Raw genomic sequence first — 22858 nt, 5'->3', positions numbered from 1 at the left:
AGGATAAGACAATGGACAAAGACTACTCGATCACCTTCTTCTACTACGAAGACATCCACGCCGTCGCTCCCTTCTACGAGAACGTGCTCGGCTTCGAACTGGTGCTGGATCAGGGCCTGGCGCGCATCTATCGCATCGCCGGCAAGTGCTATTTGGGCATCGTCGACGGCAAGCGCGGCCACCTGAAACATCAGGAGAAGAGCGCGGTCCTGCTGACCATCGTCGCGCAGGATGTCGAAGGCTGGCACAAGCGCATGAAGGAAGCCGGGGTGAAAGGCTTGTCGGAGATGCTGCGCGGCACCTATTGCGAACACTTCTTCTTCGAGGATCCGGCCGGCTACGCGATCGAAATCCAGCGTTTCCATAACCCGGATGTCGCAAAACTGTTCTGATGGGGGCCGATCAATGACCGTACCGACCGTGCTGCGTGATGCGCTGTTCTCGAAGGCTCGTGAATTCGGACAGGCACCGTTGCTGTCGCTGCCGGACGGTTCGGTGGTCGATCTGCAGGCCGGTTCTATCCCGCTGCTCGTCAATTTCAGCTTCGAGGACAAGGCCGCCAAGGGCCTGCGCAAGCTGAAGGACCAGGCGGAGCCGGAACCGGTCGTTTATTTTTCGGCATTGGAAATGGTCCGCGACCATCCCGTGTTGCTGCTGGCGGGCGAAACGGGCAGCGGCAAGACGAGCTTTGCGCGCCATCTCGCCTTCAGGCTCGCGGGCGAGGGGCCTGTGATGGCACCTCTGTCGCGTAACGATCTCGGGGCCGTGCATGATGAAAGCTGGGGGCTGGAAGACGTCCTGCCGCTTTATGTATCGGTGACGGCCGGCAAAACGTTCGCCGAATTGTTGGAAGTGGCGTTGCCGAAGAACGAGGCCCTACTGTCTGCCGAGGCATGGACGAAGTCGGATGCGACCTTGCTGGTTATGCTCGACGGTATCGACGCCGCGGGTGCCGACGGCCTTGCACTTCTGAGCGAAGCTCTGCTCTTCCAGGCTCGCTATCTGCGCATTCGCCTGCTGGCGCTCGGCGAGATTTCCGTCGTCAAGGGGTGGGCGCTTCCGTCGGGCTTCGTGCGTTACGATCTCCTGCCGCTGCTGAAGGTCCAGCGCCGTGATGCGGCCAGGCGGCTCGCCGGGCTCGATCTCGATGCGACAGGCATAGCGCTGGGAGATGCCGCCGCCAATCCGGCACTGTTCGCCATGGCGATCAATGGGGAAAATGCCGGCGAGACTGCCGAGGCGATTACTGATGATTGGCTTATAAAAGTATGCGGCGATGCCGGGACGGCGGCGTTCCTCTCCGGGCTGGCGTTCGACGCGCTGACTGGGAAGCTCGACGATCCCGCGGTTCTGCCGGTCACGCGTGTACGCCAGCTGCTTGCCGCATGCCATCTCGCCTCGCGGTCTGCAGAAGAAGCCGTCCAGCCTTTCCGTCAACGCCCCGATCTCTGGACACCGGTGCTCAGGAGTCTTGCCCTGCGGCTATCCGGCTCGGAAAAGGCAAACACATTGATCGAAGCTCTCATTGAGGGTAACGGCGACGCGGTACGGCGCGGTGCGCTCCTTGCGGCCGATCTGCTGACGGAACCTGGTTCGCTGCGGGATCTCGTCGCGCATCACCTTCTGGCAATTGTCCGGGATGGAGCATTGTCCCCGCCCGAGCGCGAAAGGGCAGGCCGCAAACTGTCGGTCTGGGGTGATCCGCGCGATCTCGATGCGCTGGCGGATGTGCCGGGCGGTACCTTCACCTTCGGTTCCAACACTCATCCCAACTCTGCGCCGCCGCATCAGGTGTCTGTCGAGGCCTTCCGTATAGGTCTCTATCCTGTGACGAACGCCGCCTACAGTGCTTTTGTCGGGGAAACCGGACGATTGTGGCGCAGCCCGGACGGCTTTGCCGAGGATCGCCGCAATGCGCCGGCCACTGACCTGACCTGGCGGGATGCGCGAGCCTACTGCGACTGGCTGACGGCGCGCTGGCGTGCCGGAGGCCGGATCGGGGCAGACGAGACCGTTCGTCTGCCGACGGAACCGGAATGGGAGCGCGCTGCGCGGGGTGATCAGCCGGATGTGGGCGACGAAATCATCGTCTATCCCTGGGGCAATACATGGGTCGACGATGCCGCAAATTCCGAGGAAGCGGGTTTCAACAATACCTGCACGGTCGGCCTCTTTCCCAAGGGTCGTTCCCCTTACGGGTGCTACGACATGGCTGGTCAAGTCTGGGAATGGGGCACAACGCTCTGGGGCGAGGACATGGGAACGCCGAGTTTCAAATATCCCTATGCGGACGACGGTCGCGAGAGACCAGACGCCGCACCGTCCGTCCGCAGAGTGTTGCGCGGCGGCTGTTTCTCCAGCGGCAAGCCAAAGGCCTGCTGCACCTATCGCGGTAGCCTTGAGCCCGACGGTTTCTGGCGCGGAAACGGTTTCCGCATCGTGGTCGCCAAGGTGACGCGTCAGGATGCAACCGTTGACCCTAGCTCTTCCGAACGCCTCTTGGGTTAGCAGTTGCGCATTGGAGATAGGCCGGCATGAGCCGGCCTCCAAAGCATCACGCCGGCCGCTCTTCCGCCGCGTTTGGCCGCCATTTGATGAGCTTGCTTTCGATCACGTCGAGGATACTGTCGATGATCAGGACGAAGATCGCCAGGATGATGATGCCGGCGAACACGCCGACCGCGTCGAAATTGCCTTCCGCCTGGGCAATGAGGTAGCCAAGTCCCGCGGATGCGCCAAGATACTCCCCGATGATCGCACCGACCACCGCAAAGCCCACCGATGTGCGCAGCGACGATAGGATCCAGCTGGCAGCTGCAGGGAAGTAGACATGGCGCAGGAGATCCGAGCGTTTGGCACCCAGGATTTTCGCATTGGCAAGAACGACAGGATTGACTTCACGTACGCCCTGCATCGCATTGAAGAAGGTGATGAAGAAGACCAGTGTGACGGCGAGTCGCCGCGCTTGGCGCAGGCTGCATGATGCCTCGCCTGCGCGTGTGCGGGTCGGCAAGGTCTGACGGGACCCAGCGTGATCTCGATGCATCTGGTAAATTGGTGTTACGAATACTAGATTTACCTGCAAAGCGTTTGTAGATATCTGCCATATTCGCTTTTGCCCAGCTTCTTGCCGACAGCCTCCAGCTGGTTGTCATCTATAAAGCCCCTGCGCCAGGCTACCTCTTCAGGGCTGTTGATCTTGATGCCCTGCCGCTTCTGCAGAGTGCCGACAAAATTCCCTGCTTCCAACAAACTTTCGGGCGTGCCGGTGTCGAGCCACGCAAAACCGCGGCCCATCTGTTCGACGTTCAACTTGCCACGTTCGAGATAGACTCGGTTGACATCGGTGATCTCCAGTTCACCGCGCAGCGACGGCTTGAGGTTTGCGGCAATGTCGACCACGTCCTTGTCATAAAAATAGAGCCCGGTAACCGCCCAGTTGGATTTCGGTACCGTCGGCTTTTCGACGATCGAGATCGCCTTCATTGCCTTGTCGAACTCCACGACGCCATAACGTTCCGGATCGTGGACATGATAGGCGAACACGGTCGCACCGTCGCCGCGCGCCGCAGCGCTTTCAAAAAGCTCGGTGATGCCATGGCCGTAGAAAATGTTATCGCCGAGGATGAGGCAGGACTGATCCGATCCGACAAAATCGGCACCGATGATGTAGGCTTGAGCAAGACCTGCAGGTGAAGGCTGTTCCGCATAGGAGAGCGAGATTCCCCAAGCCGAACCATCACCCAACAGGCTGCGAAAATCTGGCAGATCATGCGGTGTGCAGATGATCAGGATATCGCGTATTCCGGCCAGCATCAACGTGGAGAGCGGATAATAGATCATCGGCTTGTCGTAGACGGGCATTAACTGTTTCGACGTGACAAGCGTCATCGGATGCAGACGCGTCCCGTTGCCGCCAGCCAGAATGATACCCTTCATCGACAGTTCTCCTCGGATGCCTTTTCCATGCCGGCCTGTTTTTCCGGCGCATCGCCGGCCAAGAGCCTTTGCAATGTAGTCGCAGTCGCGATTTTCCAGTTTGGCAGACGGACACCGTGAACCCTTTCGAGTTTGCTGCAATCCAGCCTCGAATTGTTTGGCCTGCGAGCCGGTGTTGGATATTGCGCAGTCGGGATCGGACGGACCATCGCTGACGGGCCACCCATCTCGACAGATATGCGGAAGATCTCGGAAGCAAAGTCTGCCCAACTGGCCTCACCGCTTCCCGCTATGTGAAATATACCGCGCAGGCGTCCGTCCCGTGACGACAGCAAATTGTCGGCAACCGTTAATATGGCATCGGCGATATCGAGTGCAGATGTTGGATTGCCGTATTGATCGGCGACGACATTGAGTTCGTCACGACTTTCAGCAAGATGTAACATCGTGCGCAAAAAGTTCTTGTTAAAGGGGCTGTAGACCCACGCGGTCCTGAGGATGACGTAATCTGCCCCCGATGAGATCAGACGACGTTCGCCCTCAAGCTTCGATTGACCATAAACACTGAGGGGCGCTACGGGGTCGCTCTCATGATAAGGCGAAGTCTTGCTGCCGTCGAAGACATAGTCCGTCGACAAGTGAATAATCGGCACGTTGAGCTTGGTCGCGACGCGACCGATCTCATCTATGGCCGCGCTGTTGACGAGAAAAGCTTTGGCGACGTCGCTTTCCGCTTGGTCGACGGCGGTATAGGCGGCAGCGGAAATGATCAGTTCAGGTCTCGCTTCCACAAGAGCTTTTTCGATCGTTCCTAGATCGGCAAGGTCGAGATTGGGTCTTGCGAGCGGAATAATTTCTATCTCGCCGTGGCGGTCGGCTCGCTCGATCAGAGACTGCGCGACCTGCCCGCCACGCCCGGTGACCACATACCGCCGGGGCATCATTTGCCTCCGGATCCGTTAAGGAGGCCGAGCCGGCCTCCGCCGTATCCCTGACGAAGCGGCGCCCACCACCATTCGTTTTCCAGGTACCAGTTGACCGTCTTTTCGATCCCGGTATCGAAGTTTTCTTCTGCCTTCCAACCCAATTCCGCCTCAAGCTTCGTGGCGTCGATCGCGTAGCGTGCGTCATGCCCGGGCCGGTCCCTGACATATGTGATCAGTCGCTCGTGTGGGGCTTTCTGCGGCCGCAGAGTATCCATGATCGAGCAGATGCGCTTGACCACCTCTATGTTGCTCCGCTCATTGCGGCCGCCGATATTGTATGTTTCGCCGATCCTGCCGCGTTCGACGATGAGGTCCAGCGCCCTTGCGTGGTCCTCGACAAATAGCCAGTCGCGGATATTGGCGCCGTTGCCGTAAACTGGCAGTGATTTGCTCTCAAGAGCATTCAGCACAATCAGCGGGATCAGTTTTTCAGGGAAGTGATACGGGCCGTAATTGTTCGAGCAGTTGGAGACAATAACCGGCATGCCATAGGTGCGGCCCCACGCTTTGGCCAGGTGATCAGAGGCTGCTTTGGAAGCTGAATAGGGAGAAGAGGGATCGTAGGGGGTTTCTTCGGTAAACAATCCGTCTTTGCCGAGAGAGCCATACACCTCGTCGGTAGAGACGTGGACAAAGCGGAAGTCTGTTTTCGCTTTGCCGAAGAGATCCTGCCAGTAGTGCCGGGCGGTCTCCAGCAAGGTAAATGAGCCGACGACGTTGGTTTCGATGAAGTCGCGGGCGCCAGTTATAGAGCGGTCCACATGGCTCTCTGCCGCCAGATGCATGACTCGGTCGGGTTTGAAACTGTCGAACGCCTCCTGCATCGCCGCTCGATTGCAAATGTCTGCCTGAAGGAAACGATGCAGCGGGTTGTTTTCGACGGTGGCGAGCGACGCTACGTTGCCGGCATAAGTCAGCTTGTCTACGGTCAAGACGTCGTAGTTTCTGACCAGAACCAGATGACGCACGACAGCCGACCCGATGAATCCGGCTCCGCCGGTAACGAGGACGCGCATTGCATGCTCCCTAGCTGCCACCAGCTATTGTGAATGAAGTCGTCTCAAGCTCGGCGAGACGTGGTTGCATCCGATCTTTCTGCGAAAGCACGGCGCTTTCCGCCGTCACGGGCCAGATGATATTGAGCTCCGGGTCGTTCCATAATATTCCACGGTCATGGTCGCTGCTGTAGTAGTCCGTGACCTTGTAGGAGATGACACTGTTGGGCTGGAGAGTGCAGAACCCATGCGCAAACCCGGCCGGAAGCCAGACTTGGCAACCGTTCTCGGCGGTCAGTTCCGCCTGGACATATTGTCCAAAAGTTGGTGAGCCTCTCCGGATGTCGACTGCGACGTCGAGGATGGCACCGGCGATGCAACGGACCAGCTTTCCTTGAGCGCGAGGTTCAATCTGAAAGTGCAATCCTCTCACCGTTCCAGCTTCTACTGAAAGCGACTGGTTATCCTGGACGAAATTGAAGGCGCCGATGTTTTGACCAAAGACGTCAGACCGAAAAGTCTCTGAAAAATATCCGCGATGGTCTCCATTTCTTTGGGGCGTCACCAGCACGACGTCGGGGATTTTCGTTCGTTCAAATTGCATGTCTTCCTCGCACTCAGACCGCTAGGTCATCTCAACCACGTGATGGACATATCCGGCCGCGTTCACTGGATCATTCGTGACATCTCCAAAGGGCTTTTTCGTTTTGTGCCGTTGCAACGAAACCGGTCTCATTGTCTCCAGGGTAACGAATGCAGGCGAGAAACATCTTGTGCGAACGTTGGGGCGTGATTTGGTTTCTCCAAGCCCCAATAAAGCCCTATAGCCAGAAATAGGGAGCTTAATGAATATATATTCCAGTCATTCGTGTAAATCTGTTATTGATGTTAAACAACATTTTGCGCATGATTACGTTATGGAACAACTATAGTTCAAAATTTGAATTAATTTTATTCCGAGCTCGCTTAATGGTGGCCGTATGATCATATTTTCAGACGAAAACTTGGAGGTGATACATCGTTCCGGGTCGTCTCCCTATCTTCTCGTCACATTTAACGAAATGGAAATGAGGGCGAACGGCAGTCGTTTCTGGGGGCAGCGATTGTGCGAGAAGGCCGACATTTCGGCGCTTGGCTTCATCAGCCGGCGGCCGAACTGGTTTCCGGCGGCGAGCGTCGTCAAGGCTGTCGAGGCGGCCGCGCCTATCCTTCACGCGGCATCGGAGCGGATCCTCTACGGGCACTCGCAGGGCGGCTATGCAGCGTTGCGGTATCGGAGGCGCTTCAACGCCACAGTTGCCGTCGCTTTTTGCCCGCAAGTCTCAATCGATCCGAAAGCCGTTCCTTTCGATGGCAGGTTTACCCGCCATTTCTCGCCCGATCTCCACGCCAATATGGGGATCGCGCCTGATCACGCGGCCGGCCGGGCCTATCTGTTCTTCGATCCGTTTCACGCCGTCGATCACCAACACGCGGTTCGGATCGCGGCGCTACAGGAGCGGACCCAGCTGGTGCCTGTCCATATGACCGGCCATGGCACCGTTCGCGCCTTTACCGGGACGGCGCGCGCGCTGTCGGTGATCGAGGCCTGCCGCGGAGACGATCTTCCGGGTCTGCGCGGTCTCGCCCGCGCAGCGCGCGTGACCGCGCCAATGCGGCCCTATCAGATCGCCATGACGGCGATTGCTCGGCATCGGGCCTGGGCCGACCGGTTTCACGCGCGCTTCGGCCCGGATTTCTCTCCTGTCGAGCAGGCAAACTTCCTCTACCATCGGGCCAACCGCCATATTCGCGACGGTGAGCTTGTGACGGCGCGAGCCATGCTTGCGGACGCCATGGCGTATCAGCCGGACAATCTTGGCTTCGGCCGTCGGCTGGAGGAACTGGATGGTCGTATCGCGGGGCTCAGAGCGGCAGGTGCCTTGCATTCGTGATCCGAATGTTGCCGAGTCTGTCCGGACAAGGCCATCGTCGCGAAGAAGGACGGTCCTCTTGGCGTTTCCTAAGATGGGTGTCCTTAAAGCGCGGTCGAGAGAAGCTTGGGGCTCTCGGCGATCGCAGCATCGAGTTTCCGCCGCAGCAATGTGCGATAGAGTTTGACGTGTTCCCGCGCGCAGGCGGCGCGGTCGGCGGGTTGGCGCAGGGAAACGCGCAGCCGCTCCCAGATTTTGTCATCGCCCAGAACCTCAACGATGCGATCTGCGAGATCCTGGCTGCTGCCTGCGCGAAAGTGCAGGCCATCCTTTCCGTCACGCACCTTCTCGGCCATTCCGCCGATATCCGAGCAGATCATCGGCCTGCGGTGGAGCAGCGCTTCCTGGATGACGACGGGTGAGTTTTCCCACCAGACTGACGGCAGAACCACCCAGTCGACGGAACGCATGAGACGCGGCACGTCCGCGTTCTGGTAGGCGCCGTAGAAGCGAACGCGGTTGCCGGCGTCGGCGATGAGCTTCTTGATCCGTTCCTGGAATTCGACCGGCTGTCGCTCAAGATTGCCGCCGAAGATCATCAGGCACGAGTCTTCGCCCCATATCTCCTTCGGGATACGCGAGACGGCGTCGATCAGGATATCGGCGCCCTTGAATGGAGTCATTTGTCCAAAATAGGCAAAGCGATTGCGGCGCGGCTTGAGACCTTGAACCTCGCGCGCGGGCGCCGCTGTTTCCATGGCGATGCCGTTTTCGATCACGCTGATCTTGTCTCTTTCGATGCCCCATGCGGCGTAGCGATCCGCCAGGAACCGGCTGGGGGAGATGAAAGCGTCAGCAAGGCCGAGCATGCCGCGGGCGAACAGTTCCCGCTTCAGGAAGCGCGAGACGGGGATCTCGGGAAAGCAGCCGTGGCAGGCGACGGGGGACGCTGTTTCGCAGAGCTGGCCGGAAGGCCGTTTCACCATCTGCCCGTGATTGTGGCAGATCGACAGATATTCATGGAACGTGACGATAATGGCGGCGTGCGGAAACGCTTCTCGCAAAGCATAGAGCGCTTCGAGGCCGATACCGAGAACATGATGGAAGTGGATGACATGGGGCCTCAGATCGCGCGCAAAGCGCAAGAGGTCCTGGCTGATCGCCCGGGTATCGCCGGTGGACAGGAAGAAGTGGTCGTAATCGTCCGTGTGGAACAGCAATTCGTCCTCGACAAGGCGCAGGCTCATCAGCGCGGATGCGGCGTGCCGCGGCACCGGGTGTCCGATCCGAGCCAGATAAACCGATTCCACGTTCGGTAATGCTTTCAGACCGAGATGCAGGTTGTGGGACGCGATTTCCGCTCCGCCGAGCGAGACAGACGGATGTGCATGCGAGACGACAAGGACGCGAAGCTGCTCGTTCATGCGGGCCTCTTTTCCAGGTGCTTTTCAAGGGTGAGGATAGGCAGCCATTGGCTCTTGAAGATCTTCCGGTCGATCTCTTCCACCAAAGCCGCCATCGCAGGACTATCGCCGGCGCGTGCGTCGTCGCAGCCCCACATCTGCACGGACGGCAGCAAATAGGAGTCGAACCCGGACCGGCTGAGGCGGAGGCCTAGATCCACACCCTTTTCCTGCGCACCCAGATAGCCACCGCAGAAGCTGCCCGCACCCGACAGGGCGTCGCGGGGCATGATGCAGCATTCGAGCGAGGCCGCTGCGATGTGGGTCACGTTCATGTCGGTAACCGCTTTGAGCGGATATCCGGCGTAGCGGCCGACGACCGGCTGGTCGTCGTTGCCGTCGTCGATCCAGCTTCCCGCCCAGCGAACCGAATGGTCTTCGTAAGCCAGGACGGGCGAGATGATGCTTCCTTTCATCGTGGAAGCCGCGGCCACGAGCTTGCCATACCAGCCTGTCCCGTGCGGGATCAGCGAGGCGGAGAGCGATACGACCGTTTCACAGGAAAGCGCCTGCGTGCCCGCTTCCAGCATGTCGTAGACGTCGCCCGTTCCCTTCGTCGATACCAACCTGACCGAAAGGCGATAGAAGCGCGCGAGCTCCTTGATGCGGGCGGCCTGCCTGCGAAACCGCTCGGCAGGCATGGCGATCACGATTGGCGCGCCCCGGGTTTCCGGATCGAGTGCGAGCAGGGCAAGCAGCGGGGAGATGTCCTCCTCGCTCTCGCCTACGCCGATGATGATCGGCAGGCCGTTTTCCTCATCGAAGAATCCGGCGTCTACGATCGTTTCGATGATCGGCGCTGATCTTCCTGATGATCGTGCGAGGAACGGGACAACCTGTGTATCGACGATCGCCGGCAGTGCGCTGTTGGCGGGATCGATCGAGCCGATCTGGCGCAATGCCGCTGTACGTGCCGAAAGGTGTGTCGGTTTGACCGGCAGAAAAGCACGGCGCGAATCCTGCAGCGTCAGCTCGAAATAAAGGGACGCGCCTGGATCTTCGCCCGGTAACTGGGCATGGGCAACGAAGCCGTGGGCGCGCTGATCTCCCCGGAGACCCGGCACAAGGTGCGTCTGGTCGTTGAAACTGTCCGCGACGTCGGGGCGATCGAAGCGCGTCCAGTGTTCGTCGAGGCGGATTGCAGCATTGCGTCGGCGCAGCTTAACTGTCGCGACGTGGCCATCGGGGTCATACAGCCAGCCGGAGATGAGGAGATTTCCCGCATCGGCCTCGAATATGCTGTCTATCCCCATCCGGACGAGATAGGGCAGGCCGGAGACGGTTTCCTTGCCCTCGAAGCTATTGGCGGCGGCGCGCAGCGACAGGAGCACGTCCGGCGTGCCGTGGGTGCGCATCAGGACCGACCGGATATGCTCGGGGGTTTCCTGCGGATCGGCGATGCGTTTTCGAGGGTGGACCGCAACATGCCTCCAACCGGCGCGCCCTCGAAAGATCAGACCTTCAATGTCGGCAGCGCGGGCAGCCTCGTTCGTCTCGAGAAGGCCGACAAAACCAGCGGCACCATCAGGAGCGTCGGGACGTGTAAAGGTGGCAATACCGCATTCCGCGACCATCGGTGTCGCCTTGCTGATCAGGGATATCCGGCAAGGCCCGGGTGCCATGCCGCGGCTCCAGCCCTGCAGGAATGTCACGCCATCATGGCTCTCGCCGATCACCTCGACGAAGCCATCAGTGGCGTGGGTCGCCTGTAAAAGCGTGGTTATGGTGAGAAGCCTGCGGCGGCTGAGATTGCCGGTCATCAGAGCGTCTACGAGCCGGTTTATGACGGCGGCCGACTGAGATCCGGCGGACTCGAGCATGAGCGCGGCCGCTTCCTCCGTTGAGGCAAGACGGGGCGCAAAGATGTAGGGCGTGCCCGTCTCCTTCTCTCCGAAGCGTATCGTGGTCATGGCAAGGTCCGTGTCCCCTGCCGGAAGGAGCGCCGCAAAGCCGTGCTTGGCCCGCGGTGAGGATGCGGCCAATCGCCATTCCGAGACAAATGCATTTCGCGTATCGGTCTGATTTTCGCCGACGCCAACCGTCACGTCGCCGGCAGGAACTTGGCCGAGGCCGATAATGAGCAGGGTTGTCTCGTCGACGCGGCAGCCGATAACCCTTCCGGAGCGCATCGCCCTGCCCGCCCCCTGCTTGGCCGGCGTTGGTTTGGTGACCAGGGGGCTGGTGACCGGAGGGTTGGTAACCGTGGGGGACTGTTCCGTAACCAGCATGCCTTGCCCTCCCTCGGTCAAATCCTGAAAATCAGCGCAAGGCCGGCGCCCGCGGCAAATCCGACGAGAACGAACAGCAGCAACAGCATGGGTTTGAATTCGGCGTTCGCCCGCTTCTTCAATGCATTCAGGTTCTTCTCCATCCCAGCCACGACCCCGTCCAGCCGCATCAGGTGGACATCGAGGTCATTCAGCCGTTGGCTGACCTCCGCCTTGAGGTTTTCGACGGCGTTGCCGATTTCGGTCAGGTCGGTGGTTTCGGTCTTGTCCGCATCGATTTCCGGTGCGCGCTGCAGGGAGCGCTGCGAGACCTGCAACTGCCGCTGCGACGCCATCAGCACATCAAGCTTGTCGAGCACTTTTGCCAGCGGCGCGGCGATCAGCGCTTCGGCCGCCTGTTCGTTCGGCTGTGGAACGCGAAGCGCCTGTTCGGAGCCGCTTCCATTGCGCGCCATGACGACGATATCGTTGGCCCGCGAATGGAGGGGATCGGGCAGCGCTATTTCGAATGCGTGCTTGCCGTCGCCGATACCATTGCGTCGCAGGTCTGGACGGTTGCGATCGGCAACAGTCTCTGCGATCACCTTGCCATCGAGTAGGACACGGATGGTCAGACGCTGGTCCGGCGCCATCGGGTCGAATGCCCAGCCGAAGATCGTACCCATGTCGACGGCGTCCACGCGGCCGTTCATCGGCTTGACGTTGTCCTGTTCGGATGCGGCATCCGGTCGTTCGGCGGGACTGGTCATGCGCTCTCCAATGCCTGAACCTGTGCCGTCTCCATCCACTTGAGATAGCGGCGGGCAGTCGTGTCGATGTCGTCGGGCTTGCGGGCGTTTTGCGCAAACAGGTGCAGCAGTTTCGGATCTTCCAGGATGTCGCGCATCGCCGCGGCGAGCGCCCGGGCATCATTGGGTGGGACGGTCAGGCCGTTGACGCCATGCTCGACCATTTCAGCCATTCCGCCGATATTGCTGGCGATGACCGGACGGCCTTGCGCCTGGGCTTCCTGAATGACCAGCGGTGCGTTCTCCCACCAGACGGAAGGAACGATGGTGCAATCGACCGCGGCCACCAGATCGCCGATATCTTCGCGTCGATAGGGTCCGCGGGCCTGCACGGATCCTGATGTTTCGGCAAAGCGCCGGTTGATCTCCTCGACGAACGTCTCGCTCTGGAAAGGCGCGCCGCCATGGACGCGAAGTTCGAAATCCATGCCGTCGGCCAGAAGCTGACGCGCCGCCTCGAGCAATACGGTCACCCCTTTCCAGGGGTTGAGATTGCCGAAATATCCGAAGACCGGCTTCCCGCCCTGGAGCAGATCTCTTCGCACGCCGGCTTTGCGGGCGGGAATGCCATTGGGAATGACGCTGATCGTATCTTCGTCCAGTCCCCATTGCACATAGCGATCCCGCAAAAAGGCGCTTGGCGAGACGAAGTGGTCGACCGTGCTCAACAGGGCCTTCAGGTGGCGTTCGCGCAAGGCAAAGCGATCGAGCGGAATGTCCTTGAAGCAGGCATGGCAGCGGTCCGGGCTGGACTGGTGACAAAGTTCCTTGCTGCCGGTGCGCACCATCAGGCCGTCATGGTGGCAGATGGGATAGTAGTCGTGGAGTGTCATGACGATCTGGCAGTCGGGCAGGGTGCGGCGGACGATGTGGGGGAACTCGGCGCCAAGCAGCAGCATGTGATGGAGATGAACCACATCCGGCCGGAAATCGCGCAGCAGCTCCGCGATGTCAGGCACGACACCATATAGGTCGATCTGGCTCATGAAGAAGCGGTCGAAATGTCCGGACCACAGCAGGATTTCGTCTCCCGCCGAACCGATGCTCTGGAAGCTCGTGCCCGGTCTCGCTTCGCGATGAATATGGTTTGTGGCACCGAGAAACAGAGCTTCATGGCCCTCGCGCTGATAGGCGCGAAACAGGTCATGAGCGAATATTTCGGTTCCGCCCGGGTGAAGGGACGGATGGTTGTGGGCAGCGACCAGGATGCGCTTGCTCATCGGCCATTTCCCCGGCGCTTCGCCACAATGAAATCCTGATGGTGAGCCGCATTGGTGCCGCGCCAATGGCCAAGCGATTTCAAGGCGACGGAGAGGCCGGCCCGTTCGAGCGCCTTGTCCAGAAAGCCGTCTTCGAAGCCGACCGCCGCAAGCGGTGCCTGGTTGGGAACGAACCAGCACGGGCTTTCGCCATAACGGCGGAACGCAAGGCGCGGATCGCGCCGCCCGTGCTCGTTTGCCGCCGCGATCCGGTCGACCACGAAGGCTGTCATGAACATTCGCCCGCCGACTGACAGGACCCTGCGAACCTCAGCGAGGTAAACGAGGACTTCCGCAGGGGGCAGATGAGTGACCACCGACGTCATGATGACGAAGTCGAAATGTTGATCCGGAAAGGGAAGCCTCAGTGCCCTGCCGCTGACCTTGCCGTTCGGATTGTAGAGTTCGTGCGCGATATCCAGTCGCTGGAAGGCGAAATTGGAGTAGGCGGGCGTGATCGTCCGCTGGCACCAGTCGATGCCGCCCTCGACCGGATCGATGCCATCGTAGCGGCTCGTTTGCGGATCGAGATACTGGGTGAGCGGCACGGCCATCCGGCCGATACCGCAGCCGATATCGAGCACGCGGGCCTCTTCGCGCAGGCCGCCGATACGGATGAAGTGCCCGAGAAATTCCGCGCCTATCGCGCGAAAATCACCGTCGCCCACGAAGACATTGGTGGGTTCCGGCTGTGGCAGAAAACGATTGCCCCGAACGGCTTCAAGCAGCCAGCGAACACGGTCCTCGTCGACCAGCCGAGCCGGCTTGGGAGGGCGCACGAGTGCTATCTGTGTCACGCTGCGTTCCTTTCCCGGGCTCTCCCATTTGTGGCGGCGGGGCGATCTTGATCTTTGTCGAATGGGTTGGCCATCAAGTCGGTGATGTCGTCTTCCCAGCGTTGCGTGTGCAGCCATGAATTGTATTGGCTGGCAACGCCGCGCATATAGTCCTCGCTACGGCGGATCGAGCGGCGCTCGAAATGATACAGGCACGCGGCTGGCTCATAGGCGATCTGGAGCCCGAGACGGCGGATCTTGAGGCAGAGGTCACTGTCCTCGTAGTCGCCGATCACGTAGTCCTCGGTGAAGCCGCCGACACGCTCGTAGGTGACCCTGCGGGTCACGAGGCAGGCGCCGGTGACGCCGGGAACCTCGCGGGCTTGTTGGGCGGGAGCATAGTCGCCGGGCATGCCCTTGTTGAAATGGTGGTTCAACCAGATCCCGCGCTGGTCGCGGCCAAAATACAGGCCGGCATGCTGCAGCGATCCGTCTTCGAAGAGCAGTTTCGGGCCGATGGCGCCCAGCCTGCTGTTTTCCAGCAGCGGCCGCGACAGCACCTGAAGCCAACCTGGCCCCTTTGGCACGACATCCGAATTGAGCATGACCAGAACGGCGCCGCGGGCAAAACGTGCGCCGGCATTGCAGGCCCGTGCGTAGCCGCTGTTGCGGTTCATGACGACCAGCTTCATCGGCAACCCGTGCAGGAGGTGCAGGCCACCCAGCATGTGCTCCGTCTCATCCTGGATTTCCGGTGAATCGAGGACGAAGATGATCTCGGCATTGGCGACGAGCCACGGATCGGTAGCCATTCCCGACAGTTGGAAGCGCAGGAAATCGAGGACCTTGTAGAGAGGTATGACAATCGAAACGAGAGGTGTGGTTTCGGACAGGCTGTAGTCCTTCGTGGAATCGACCTCTATGGTCTTGCCCAATCGCCGTTCTATGTCCTGCAGGGCGGGCGCGAGGATCGTGCGGAAGGCACTGTCGACCGCATGCTGCGGCGGCACGGCGCGCAGGACATGGTTTCGCTGCGTTGCGGGCTCGAAAGGCTGCGGCTTCGGTATCAGCGGCCTGACCGCTCCCGAAGCAAGGCGCAACTGAAACCGCGGCTGCAAGAGCGGACCGGTGGATTCCGGCAGCGGGATCCAGGCAACGAAGCCGGTCACATCGGTCTTGCTCTTCTCGTCCTTGCCTTCCGCCCATGCCGGGAATTTGTAGCTGTTTGCGTCAAGCGGTACGGCCGTGCCGTCCTCCCTGACGTAGTCGATGCCGGCGAAAGCGGATGACGGCGCATGGAACCAGCCGCCTGCCAGAAGGCCGTCGTCGAGCGCCAGGGCGAGATCGACCTCCCCGGACGGATGCATCGACGACTTGGCAATCCGGGTTGCAGGCAGCGGGGCGTTGACCTGAAGGTCGATTGCCGTCGCGGCGCTGCCTTCCGGCAAGGCGGCGAGGCAACGGACGATCATTTCGCGCAGTTCCACCGCCTCACGGTTTTTGCTCCACCAGTTCTGAAGGCTAGGATGGCGAGGCTTGTCGTCAGCAAGCTGGCGAATTGCGGCACCATTCTTGCTCAGGAGGACGATGAGAAACGGAGGAGAGGGAAAAGGCGCCTCTGCGATGAAATGGCACGGTTGAAGACCGCTTTTCGCTCGGCGTCCGAGGACAGGTCTTACCGCCATGCGTGTGATCGAAGCCGCGCCGATCGCATAGATCGCTATGATGTCGCCGAGGTCCGGATTGATCGCCGTCTCGATCAGATGGCGTCCTTGGGCAACCTGGCAGACGATGCTGGCGGCCTGCGGTTCGGGCACGAGCGCATGAAGGGCGTCTTCAACGATCATATGGAAAAGATGGTCGCCAGCGATGCGGAAGGCGCTTCGCCAGACGGTTAGCAGGTTGTTGACGAACTTGATGCGGGAACCCGGCGCAAGATCCGTAAACAGCGCTTCCACGTCGAGGGGCGTGAGCATGTGTGCCGGCTGCATCACGACGGTTTCGACGATGCCGCCGTGTTCCGTGCAGATGTCCACGTTCACCGGCTGCTGTTCCGGTCGCATCGCCCAGAACATGCGTTGTCTTCCGTGGCCGAGTGGAAGCATCATGCTGACCAGCGGTACCGGTGACCGATCCATCGACAACAGGCACTTAGTGGCTGCGGGAAGGGGCGGGGGGAGATCCCAGACAAGGATTGCCAAATCCGCGCCGAGCCGAAAGATTTTTGCGTTTCTAAAAACGCCCGTGGCGTCTATCGCTTCGTCGAACGTCACACGCGGCCCCTCTGAATCGGAGTTGCGCGCCCCGCGGGAGGAGGCAGGGCGCGCAGAAATCATGCTCAGTGAACGGTGAAGTAGTTCTCGGGATTGGCATGAATGTCGTCAGCGTCGACATTGACCAATGTCAGCGTATCGCCATGGCCGAGATCGACGACGACATTGCCGCCGACCTGGGTGACGCGCGAGGCCAGATCGTCCGGCGAGGTCACGTCGAGGCCATTGATGCCCTTCGAGATCTGCAGGATATCCTCGCCAGCGGTGAAGTCGAGAATGACGTCATTGCCGCCGCCGCCGCCGAAGACGAAGACGTCATGGCCAGCACCGCCGACCAGGATATCGTTGCCAGCGCCGCCATCGATGATGTCGTTGCCGTCGCCGCCGTAGAGGATGTCAGCACCCTTGCCGCCGGACAGAAGATCATTGCCATGTCCGCCGAGCAGGGTGTCATTGCCCTTGTCGCCGTAAAGAAGATCATCACCCCAGCCGCCGACAAGATTGTCGTTGCCATCTTCGCCGTTCAGCAAGTCGTCGCCCTCGTCGCCGAACAGGGTGTCATGTCCCTTTCCGCCGAACAGGATGTCGTCACCTTCACCGCCGAACACGATGTCGTGCCCGTTACCGCCGCTTACGAAATCATCGCCCCCATGGGCGCGGATGAAGTCGTTGAAGCGGGAACCGAACAGGGCATCGTCGTATGCTCCGCCTTCCAATGTGGCCATCTGCCTCTCCTCTTCAGGTTTGTACGAGTGCGTTGTCGGCGCGGGTGCGACGATTTCGCGCTTGAAATGTGCACTGCAAAAAACGGAAGCGCAAGCATCTCTTGAGACAAAAATGCCAGATGTTGGGAATATATTTCCTGAATTGAATATTACTGGCACATTACCCCGATAATCTCCAATTTTATAAATTATAATTTCGGTATTTTACTTTAAAACAACTTCAATATTTGAAACAATTTCTGCTGTGCAGCATTTTTTTTCCGATTCAGATACTAATCTTCCCTGAAAGCGCGATTGAAACTTTCGAGGACGGGGGAGGTGATGTAGTCGATCGCGCGGCGTGGCTGGTGGATGATCAGCACTTCTGCCGGCATGCCGGGATAGAGGCGCACATCAGGGTTTGCCTTGAGCGATGCCGGGTCGAGTTTGGCGCGCGCGACGAAAAACGCACTGTTTGATTTCTCGTCGACCGACTGGTCCGCGGCGACATAAATGACCGTACCTTCCATCGGCAGGCGGGACCGTTGATTATAGGCCGTCAGCCGGACCTGGGTATGCGAGCCGACGGCGATGCTGTCGATGTCGCGAGGATTGACGCGCATCTCGACCAGCAGCGGCTCATTCTCCGGAACGATCTCAAGCAACGGTTGGCCGGGCGTGACCGCGCTGCCGGGGGTGCGCACCAAGATATTGCTGATGATGCCATCCTGCGGAGAGCGGATCTCAAGGCGCCGCAGCACGTCCTTCGAAGCGGTGATCTGTTGTTCGACGTCGGCGAGATCGACCCGTGCGGTGGCGATTTCGCCGGCAATCGTCGACTGAAAGTCGCTTTCGATCCCGGTCAGCGCAAGCTGCGCGCCTGCTGCGGCCTTTTCGGACTGGGCCTTGTTGCCGACGAGTTCGCCCCGTTGCCTCGCAAGCTCGCTGAGCCTGGAGTCGATCTCGATGATCTGGGTACGCGGTGCGGCGCCTATCTTTACCAATGAGTCCATCGCCGCGCGGTGCTCCCTGATGAAGCCGATTTGCCGGTCGGTCGCCTCGATCTGGATGTCGTATGATGCTGCCAGTTCGAGGTGTTCCTCGATCGTCTTTCTCTGGACCTCGACGCGTCCGAGCTTGGTCTCGCGCCGCTTTTCAAAAAATATCGTCTCCGCCCTGACGGAGTCATCGATCGTAACACCCCAGGCGTCGCCGAAATCGCTTGGAAAACTGATTTGCGGCGCGTCATTCTGTTCAGCTTTCAGTCGAGCCAGTTTAGCGATCAGGCCAATGCGCCGGGCCTGGAGCGACCGGAGGCTGGAACGGGCGCGTGTATCCTCCAGTTCGATCAGGGGCTGACCGGCGGTAACCTTGTCACCCTCTTGGACGAGCAATCGGCTCATCACGCCGCCTTCGAAATGGCTGATGGTTTTTCGTTTCGAATCGACGATGACCGTGCCGTTGGCGACCGTCGCGCTGCTGAGCTCGACCGAAAACCCCCAGGCAAAAAATCCGCCGAAGGACACTAGGATCGTGGCGAGGCCCGCAATGACGAGACCGCGCAACGGTGAACGGCTGTCAAACTGGTCGAACTCCAGGTTCGACGGGCCGGCATCCGGCAAGGCCGGCTGATATCGCTGGATTTGGCGCTCGGAAAGATCGGCGCGGATCGCGAGCGGCTTTTTCTCAATCATGAGGGGTTTGTGCCCGGTCATATTGCGGCTACCTCCCGGGTTGTTTCGCCCGGCATCGTGGCCGGAACCACGGACGTGCGCGGTCCGAACTGGGTGATGCGGCCGTTTTCAAGCACGAGCAGCTTGTCGGCGACCTGCATGATGGCCGGCCGGTGAGCGATAATGATGACGATGGCGCCACTTTCGCGGGCGCGCTGGATCGCGCGGATAAGGGCCCGCTCGCCGATCGCGTCCAGATTTGCGTTCGGCTCGTCGAGCACGATGAGCCGAGGTTGGTTGTAGAGGCAGCGCGCCAACGCGATACGCTGCCGCTGCCCGCCGGAAAGGGTCAGGTGTCCGTCGCCGACCGGCGTGTCGTAGCCGAGCGGCAGGCGCCCGACCATTTCGTGAATGTCGGCCAGCCGCGCCGCCTCCAGTACCTTGTATGGATCGCTGTCCGCCATTCGCCCGATGTTTTCCCGAATGGTGCCTTCCAGAAGCGAAACGGATTGCGGCAGGTATCCGACCACCTGGCCGAACGAGCTGCGCTCCCAGAGATAGGTATTGTTGCCGTCGAGGAAGACGCCGCCGGATGTGGGGCGCAGAACGCCGACCAGCAGGCGCGCAAGCGTCGATTTGCCCGCGGCGGAAGGGCCGATCACGCCCAGAACCTCGCCCGGAGAGAGGGAGAAAGAAATTCCCTTGATGATCGGCACATCCAGCCCGGGGGCTGCGTAAATGAGCTTGTCGACCACGATGTCGCCCGACGAATGCGGCGTCGGCATCGTCTGGCGGATCGCAACGTCCGCCGTGAGGATGGCCTCAAGACGATGCCAGGCCCCTGCCGCCAGCACCCACTGCCGCCAATTGTCGATGAGGGAATCGAAGGGAATCAGGAGGCGCCCAACCAGGATGCTCGATGCCATCATTGCGCCGGGCGTGATTTCCTGCTGCAGCACCAGAAATGCACCGGCCGACAGGGTAATGATCTGGATGGAATAGCGCAGGCTGCGGGTAATGGACGACATCGCCTTGCTCCTGCGCCCGCTCGTTTCAAAGGCGCTGAGGGCTTCCAGTTGCAGGGCGCGCCAACGGGCCGCCAGGGCCGGCAGCATGCCCATTGCCTCGATTGCCTCGGCATGTCGCAGCGAAGCGCCGATCTTGGACACCGCCTCGATATTCGTTTGATTCGCCTCCTTGGTGAGTTGGCGGGTCAAAATGTCCGTAATCAGTCCGCCGCAGAGGAGCAGAGCGGCGGAAACGGCTCCGATAAGACCAAAAAGCGGATGCAAAAGGAAAAGCGCGCCGAGGAAAATCGGCGACCACGCCGCATCGAGGGGCGCAGTGACTGCTGACGAGGTCAGGAAGCTTCGCAATTCCGAGATGTCCCGAAGCGACTGGGTGGCGCGCGACAGGCCCTGGTCGACCGAGGCCTGAACGGCGGCCGCCAGGACGGGCATGTTCAGTCTGCGCACAAGCGCACCTCCCATGGCCTGGAACGAGAGGGCGCGGATGAATTCCAGAACACCGAGCACGACAAGGGCGCCGATGGCCAGGATGATGAGCATTCCAAGCGTGTCCATGCTCTGACTGTTGAGCACCCGGTCATGGACCTGCAGCATGAACAGAGGCATCGTCAGTTGTAATAAATTCAGGCACACGCTGAGTGCCGCGGCATAAAACAATCCTGACAAAAATACACGCTTTGCTTGCGATACTAGCAACCCTGGGCTGCTTTGTTTTCGACCTCCCCGGATTTGCCCCTTGATTGTTGTCCCATTTTGAACAGTATCGCGCATGGCAATTTGCCTCGAGTTAACGTTAGATCAATCAGTCGGAGGACGTATTTCGTTATAGCTAAACCGAAGGATAGTATTGCTTCCTCCAATCTGGCACATAACGGAGGGCTTATGCAAGCTCATGGCAATTGGGGGGAATGGGCGTAGTTGAATATTACTTCAATTTTTGAAGTATTTTCCTGAAATGGAGAGTGGGATGAAAGAAGAAGTTGTGCTTAATTTGCCTGTAGAGCTGAACGGCGAACTGACAGTTCAAATGGGCCAGACGGCACAGACAGACCCCAAGCATCCTCAGGATGCAGAGTTGGGGGACCTCCAACAGGTTACATATTTCGAGCTCGCTCGCCTCATGGAGCGGGCAAGCCGGCGGTTCTCGGGCCTGATCCGTGCGGAGCTGACCAAGCTTCGGGTCGACGATATCGGGCCGGCACAGGCGATGATTCTGCTGGCAATCGGCGATTCGGAACTCTCGGTCGCCGAGCTCCTGGATCGGGGGCATTATGTCGGCTCCAACGTTTCCTATTATCTCAAACAGCTTGGCGATGGTGACTACATCGATCGGGTTGCCTCCCAGCGCGACAAGCGGTCCGCACGCATCAAGCTGACGGAGAAGGGGCGGCAGCTCAGGGCGAATCTCCGTGACGCAGCGATGGCTTATGAGCGTGCGGTGAATCGTGGCGACCAGGAGCAAAGGATGCTTGAAACGGCCTTCCAGACACTGCATCAGCTCGAATTGGCCTGGGGCAGCACTCCACGATACGGCGTTTGAATGGTGGGTGAGGGCGTGCCCCTGGCCGTGGGGGAATAGACGCGATGCACGTGGCGTTTGTTCATCGACGGGGTTTCGGTCAGTTCGCTGCCCTGGCCGCCCAGCTCGCACAGGCGGGCAACGAGGTCAGCCTCATCACCGAGACCATAGATCAGAAGATCCCTTCCGTTCGAGTCGTTCGACATCGAGCGGAAGCGGGGCCGCGCGCGGATCCCCATATGGCCCGACACATGGGTACTCCCGATCACCATGCGCGAATCGGTCATCGCGTCGCCGAGACGCTCGATGCCATGGTGCGGCAGGGGATGGTGCCCGATGTCGTCGTCGGCCATATCGGCTGGGGAAGCATGATGTTTCTGAAGGATGTCCTCCCGCAGGTGCCTGCATTGGGGTATTGCGAGTTCTTCTACCGGTCGGAAGGGGCGGATATCGGCTTCTCCCCTAACGATCGGCCTGATCTCGAGACGCGCAAGAGGCTGCGGCTGCGCAATGTCGCGCAACTCCTGTCCCTCGAGGCCATCGAGGCCGGCATCAGCCCCACCCATTGGCAGAGAAGTCTCTATCCTGCCGACGCCCGGGGGCGCATTTCGGTGTGTCACGAGGGGATCGATACGGCGCGGTTTCGACCGGACCCGACAGCTTCGGCCATACTTCCGGATGGACGGGTGCTGAGCGCCGATGGTCCTCCCATCGTCACCTTTGTGGCGCGCGATCTCGAGCCGTATCGCGGATTCCCGCAGGTTCTGGAGGCTGCCGCAAAGGTCGTGCGCCAGCGCGCGGATGCTCTGTTCGTGTTCGTCGGAGGAGACGGTGTCAGCTATGGCGTGCCGCCGCCGGGCGGCGGGGCGTGGAAGGATCATCTCCTCAAGTCGCTGGACATACCGCGGGAGAATATCCTCTTTCCCGGCCCGGTGCCGCATTCGGTCTTACGGCAGATCTACCAGATCTCGTCCGCGCATCTGTACCTGACTTATCCCTTCGTCCTGTCCTGGTCAGTGCTGGAGGCGATGGCCTGTGGCGCGCTGGTCATCGGATCGGATACCGCGCCCGTTCAGGAGGTCATACGTTCCGGCAAGAATGGCCTTTTGGTGCCGTTCTTCGATACGGATGCACTCGCCGAGGCCATTCTCGGCGCCCTGGCGAATCCGGAACGTCATTTCGCGATGCGCGCTGCGGCGCGCCGGACAGTCGAGAGGCGTTTCCGGCTGGCGGAATGCCTTGATCGTCAACAGAATCTCATTGAGAAGCTGACCGGAAAGTCGTTTCGAGGCACTCAAGGTGCGGATGCATGAT

At 60.2% G+C, this 22858-nt stretch carries 18 protein-coding genes and 1 pseudogene; 5 read left to right on the top strand and 14 right to left on the bottom strand.

Features of this window, described 5'->3' with window-relative positions; translation table 11 throughout:
- The first annotated feature begins 11 nt into the window (after window positions 1–11).
- Together RG540_RS14485 and RG540_RS31140 are read left to right on the top strand one after the other, a co-directional pair.
- Window positions 12–392 carry a VOC family protein gene (locus RG540_RS14485; RefSeq protein WP_038589162.1) on the top strand — a complete coding sequence of 127 codons (381 nt, stop codon included), beginning with the start codon at window positions 12–14 and terminating at the stop codon, window positions 390–392.
- Between the two features lie 13 nt (window positions 393–405).
- Complete coding sequence (locus tag RG540_RS31140) at window positions 406–2508, top strand: SUMF1/EgtB/PvdO family nonheme iron enzyme (RefSeq protein ID WP_051909428.1); 2103 nt, start codon at window positions 406–408, stop codon at window positions 2506–2508.
- Window positions 2509–2554: 46 nt separating this feature from the next.
- On the opposite strand, the pseudogene RG540_RS14475 reads toward RG540_RS31140, so the two are convergent.
- From RG540_RS14475 to rfbC, 5 genes and pseudogenes are all read right to left on the bottom strand, one after another.
- Window positions 2555–2956: pseudogene (locus RG540_RS14475) on the bottom strand (ABC transporter permease); the annotation flags it as partial.
- Between the two features lie 119 nt (window positions 2957–3075).
- On the bottom strand, window positions 3076–3939 hold the full coding sequence (gene rfbA, locus RG540_RS14470; RefSeq protein WP_038589160.1) for a glucose-1-phosphate thymidylyltransferase RfbA: 864 nt from the start codon (window positions 3937–3939) through the stop codon (window positions 3076–3078).
- Window positions 3936–4883, bottom strand: coding sequence for a dTDP-4-dehydrorhamnose reductase (gene rfbD / locus RG540_RS14465; protein ID WP_038589157.1), 948 nt, complete (start codon window positions 4881–4883; stop codon window positions 3936–3938). Before rfbD ends, rfbA begins: the two co-directional genes overlap by 4 nt.
- Window positions 4880–5941: a dTDP-glucose 4,6-dehydratase gene (rfbB, locus tag RG540_RS14460; protein WP_038589154.1), complete on the bottom strand. Its 1062-nt coding sequence runs from the start codon at window positions 5939–5941 to the stop codon at window positions 4880–4882. Before rfbB ends, rfbD begins: the two co-directional genes overlap by 4 nt.
- A 10-nt stretch (window positions 5942–5951) precedes the next feature.
- Window positions 5952–6524 (bottom strand): dTDP-4-dehydrorhamnose 3,5-epimerase, encoded by a 573-nt coding sequence (gene rfbC, locus RG540_RS14455; RefSeq protein WP_038589152.1) that lies wholly within the window; start codon window positions 6522–6524, stop codon window positions 5952–5954.
- A gap of 376 nt (window positions 6525–6900) precedes the next feature.
- Between rfbC and RG540_RS14450 the strand changes: the two genes are divergently transcribed.
- Entirely contained in the window at window positions 6901–7854 is a 954-nt protein-coding gene (locus tag RG540_RS14450) for an alpha/beta hydrolase (protein WP_038589149.1), read from the top strand.
- A gap of 83 nt (window positions 7855–7937) precedes the next feature.
- On the opposite strand, the gene RG540_RS14445 is transcribed toward RG540_RS14450, so the two are convergent.
- The 9 genes from RG540_RS14445 to RG540_RS14405 all read right to left on the bottom strand — a co-directional run bounded on the left by RG540_RS14445 (window position 7938) and on the right by RG540_RS14405 (window position 20796).
- Window positions 7938–9257: a glycosyltransferase family 4 protein gene (locus RG540_RS14445; protein ID WP_038589146.1), complete on the bottom strand. Its 1320-nt coding sequence runs from the start codon at window positions 9255–9257 to the stop codon at window positions 7938–7940.
- Entirely contained in the window at window positions 9254–11524 is a 2271-nt protein-coding gene (locus tag RG540_RS14440; RefSeq protein WP_080724946.1) for a hypothetical protein, read from the bottom strand. The genes RG540_RS14445 and RG540_RS14440 overlap by 4 nt, the downstream gene beginning before the upstream one ends.
- Window positions 11525–11541: 17 nt before the next feature.
- Window positions 11542–12273, bottom strand: a complete 732-nt coding sequence (locus RG540_RS14435; RefSeq protein ID WP_038589143.1) for a hypothetical protein — start codon at window positions 12271–12273, stop codon at window positions 11542–11544.
- Window positions 12270–13532, bottom strand: coding sequence for a glycosyltransferase family 4 protein (locus tag RG540_RS14430; protein WP_038589139.1), 1263 nt, complete (start codon window positions 13530–13532; stop codon window positions 12270–12272). Before RG540_RS14430 ends, RG540_RS14435 begins: the two co-directional genes overlap by 4 nt.
- Window positions 13529–14368 carry a class I SAM-dependent methyltransferase gene (locus RG540_RS14425; RefSeq protein WP_038589136.1) on the bottom strand — a complete coding sequence of 280 codons (840 nt, stop codon included), beginning with the start codon at window positions 14366–14368 and terminating at the stop codon, window positions 13529–13531. Before RG540_RS14425 ends, RG540_RS14430 begins: the two co-directional genes overlap by 4 nt.
- On the bottom strand, window positions 14365–16620 hold the full coding sequence (locus RG540_RS14420; RefSeq protein ID WP_051909635.1) for a glycosyltransferase family 2 protein: 2256 nt from the start codon (window positions 16618–16620) through the stop codon (window positions 14365–14367). Before RG540_RS14420 ends, RG540_RS14425 begins: the two co-directional genes overlap by 4 nt.
- 65 nt (window positions 16621–16685) lie before the next feature.
- Window positions 16686–17345, bottom strand: coding sequence for a calcium-binding protein (locus RG540_RS14415; RefSeq protein WP_038589134.1), 660 nt, complete (start codon window positions 17343–17345; stop codon window positions 16686–16688).
- A 272-nt stretch (window positions 17346–17617) separates the two neighbouring features.
- The gene (locus RG540_RS14410; protein WP_038593852.1) at window positions 17618–19018 is read right to left on the bottom strand and encodes an HlyD family type I secretion periplasmic adaptor subunit; all 1401 of its coding nucleotides are present in this window, start codon (window positions 19016–19018) and stop codon (window positions 17618–17620) included.
- Window positions 19019–19035: 17 nt separating this feature from the next.
- Window positions 19036–20796, bottom strand: a complete 1761-nt coding sequence (locus tag RG540_RS14405; RefSeq protein WP_038589131.1) for a type I secretion system permease/ATPase — start codon at window positions 20794–20796, stop codon at window positions 19036–19038.
- 256 nt (window positions 20797–21052) lie between these two features.
- Between RG540_RS14405 and RG540_RS14400 the strand changes: the two genes are divergently transcribed.
- Together RG540_RS14400 and RG540_RS14395 are read left to right on the top strand one after the other, a co-directional pair.
- Window positions 21053–21565 carry a MarR family winged helix-turn-helix transcriptional regulator gene (locus RG540_RS14400; protein WP_046600977.1) on the top strand — a complete coding sequence of 171 codons (513 nt, stop codon included), beginning with the start codon at window positions 21053–21055 and terminating at the stop codon, window positions 21563–21565.
- A gap of 44 nt (window positions 21566–21609) precedes the next feature.
- Window positions 21610–22857: a glycosyltransferase family 4 protein gene (locus tag RG540_RS14395; RefSeq protein WP_038589126.1), complete on the top strand. Its 1248-nt coding sequence runs from the start codon at window positions 21610–21612 to the stop codon at window positions 22855–22857.
- Window position 22858 lies beyond the last annotated feature (1 nt).

This window comes from Neorhizobium galegae bv. orientalis str. HAMBI 540 (assembly GCF_000731315.1).
GTDB lineage: Bacteria > Pseudomonadota > Alphaproteobacteria > Rhizobiales > Rhizobiaceae > Neorhizobium > Neorhizobium galegae.
Note: the sequence above shows the minus strand (reverse complement) of the source record. Positions and strands in the feature narration are given on the sequence as shown.

Coding starts and splice junctions, on each gene's coding strand:
- RG540_RS14415 (WP_038589134.1), bottom strand. CDS start 17,345: ATGGCCACATTGGAAGGCGGAGCATACGACGATGCCCTGTTCGGTTCC.
- rfbC (WP_038589152.1), bottom strand. CDS start 6,524: ATGCAATTTGAACGAACGAAAATCCCCGACGTCGTGCTGGTGACGCCC.
- RG540_RS14430 (WP_038589139.1), bottom strand. CDS start 13,532: ATGAGCAAGCGCATCCTGGTCGCTGCCCACAACCATCCGTCCCTTCAC.
- RG540_RS14405 (WP_038589131.1), bottom strand. CDS start 20,796: ATGCGCGATACTGTTCAAAATGGGACAACAATCAAGGGGCAAATCCGG.
- RG540_RS14445 (WP_038589146.1), bottom strand. CDS start 9,257: ATGAACGAGCAGCTTCGCGTCCTTGTCGTCTCGCATGCACATCCGTCT.
- rfbB (WP_038589154.1), bottom strand. CDS start 5,941: ATGCGCGTCCTCGTTACCGGCGGAGCCGGATTCATCGGGTCGGCTGTC.
- rfbA (WP_038589160.1), bottom strand. CDS start 3,939: ATGAAGGGTATCATTCTGGCTGGCGGCAACGGGACGCGTCTGCATCCG.
- RG540_RS31140 (WP_051909428.1), top strand. CDS start 406: ATGACCGTACCGACCGTGCTGCGTGATGCGCTGTTCTCGAAGGCTCGT.
- RG540_RS14440 (WP_080724946.1), bottom strand. CDS start 11,524: ATGCTGGTTACGGAACAGTCCCCCACGGTTACCAACCCTCCGGTCACC.
- RG540_RS14485 (WP_038589162.1), top strand. CDS start 12: ATGGACAAAGACTACTCGATCACCTTCTTCTACTACGAAGACATCCAC.
- RG540_RS14435 (WP_038589143.1), bottom strand. CDS start 12,273: ATGACCAGTCCCGCCGAACGACCGGATGCCGCATCCGAACAGGACAAC.
- rfbD (WP_038589157.1), bottom strand. CDS start 4,883: ATGATGCCCCGGCGGTATGTGGTCACCGGGCGTGGCGGGCAGGTCGCG.
- RG540_RS14450 (WP_038589149.1), top strand. CDS start 6,901: ATGATCATATTTTCAGACGAAAACTTGGAGGTGATACATCGTTCCGGG.
- RG540_RS14410 (WP_038593852.1), bottom strand. CDS start 19,018: ATGATTGAGAAAAAGCCGCTCGCGATCCGCGCCGATCTTTCCGAGCGC.
- RG540_RS14395 (WP_038589126.1), top strand. CDS start 21,610: ATGCACGTGGCGTTTGTTCATCGACGGGGTTTCGGTCAGTTCGCTGCC.
- RG540_RS14400 (WP_046600977.1), top strand. CDS start 21,053: ATGGGCCAGACGGCACAGACAGACCCCAAGCATCCTCAGGATGCAGAG.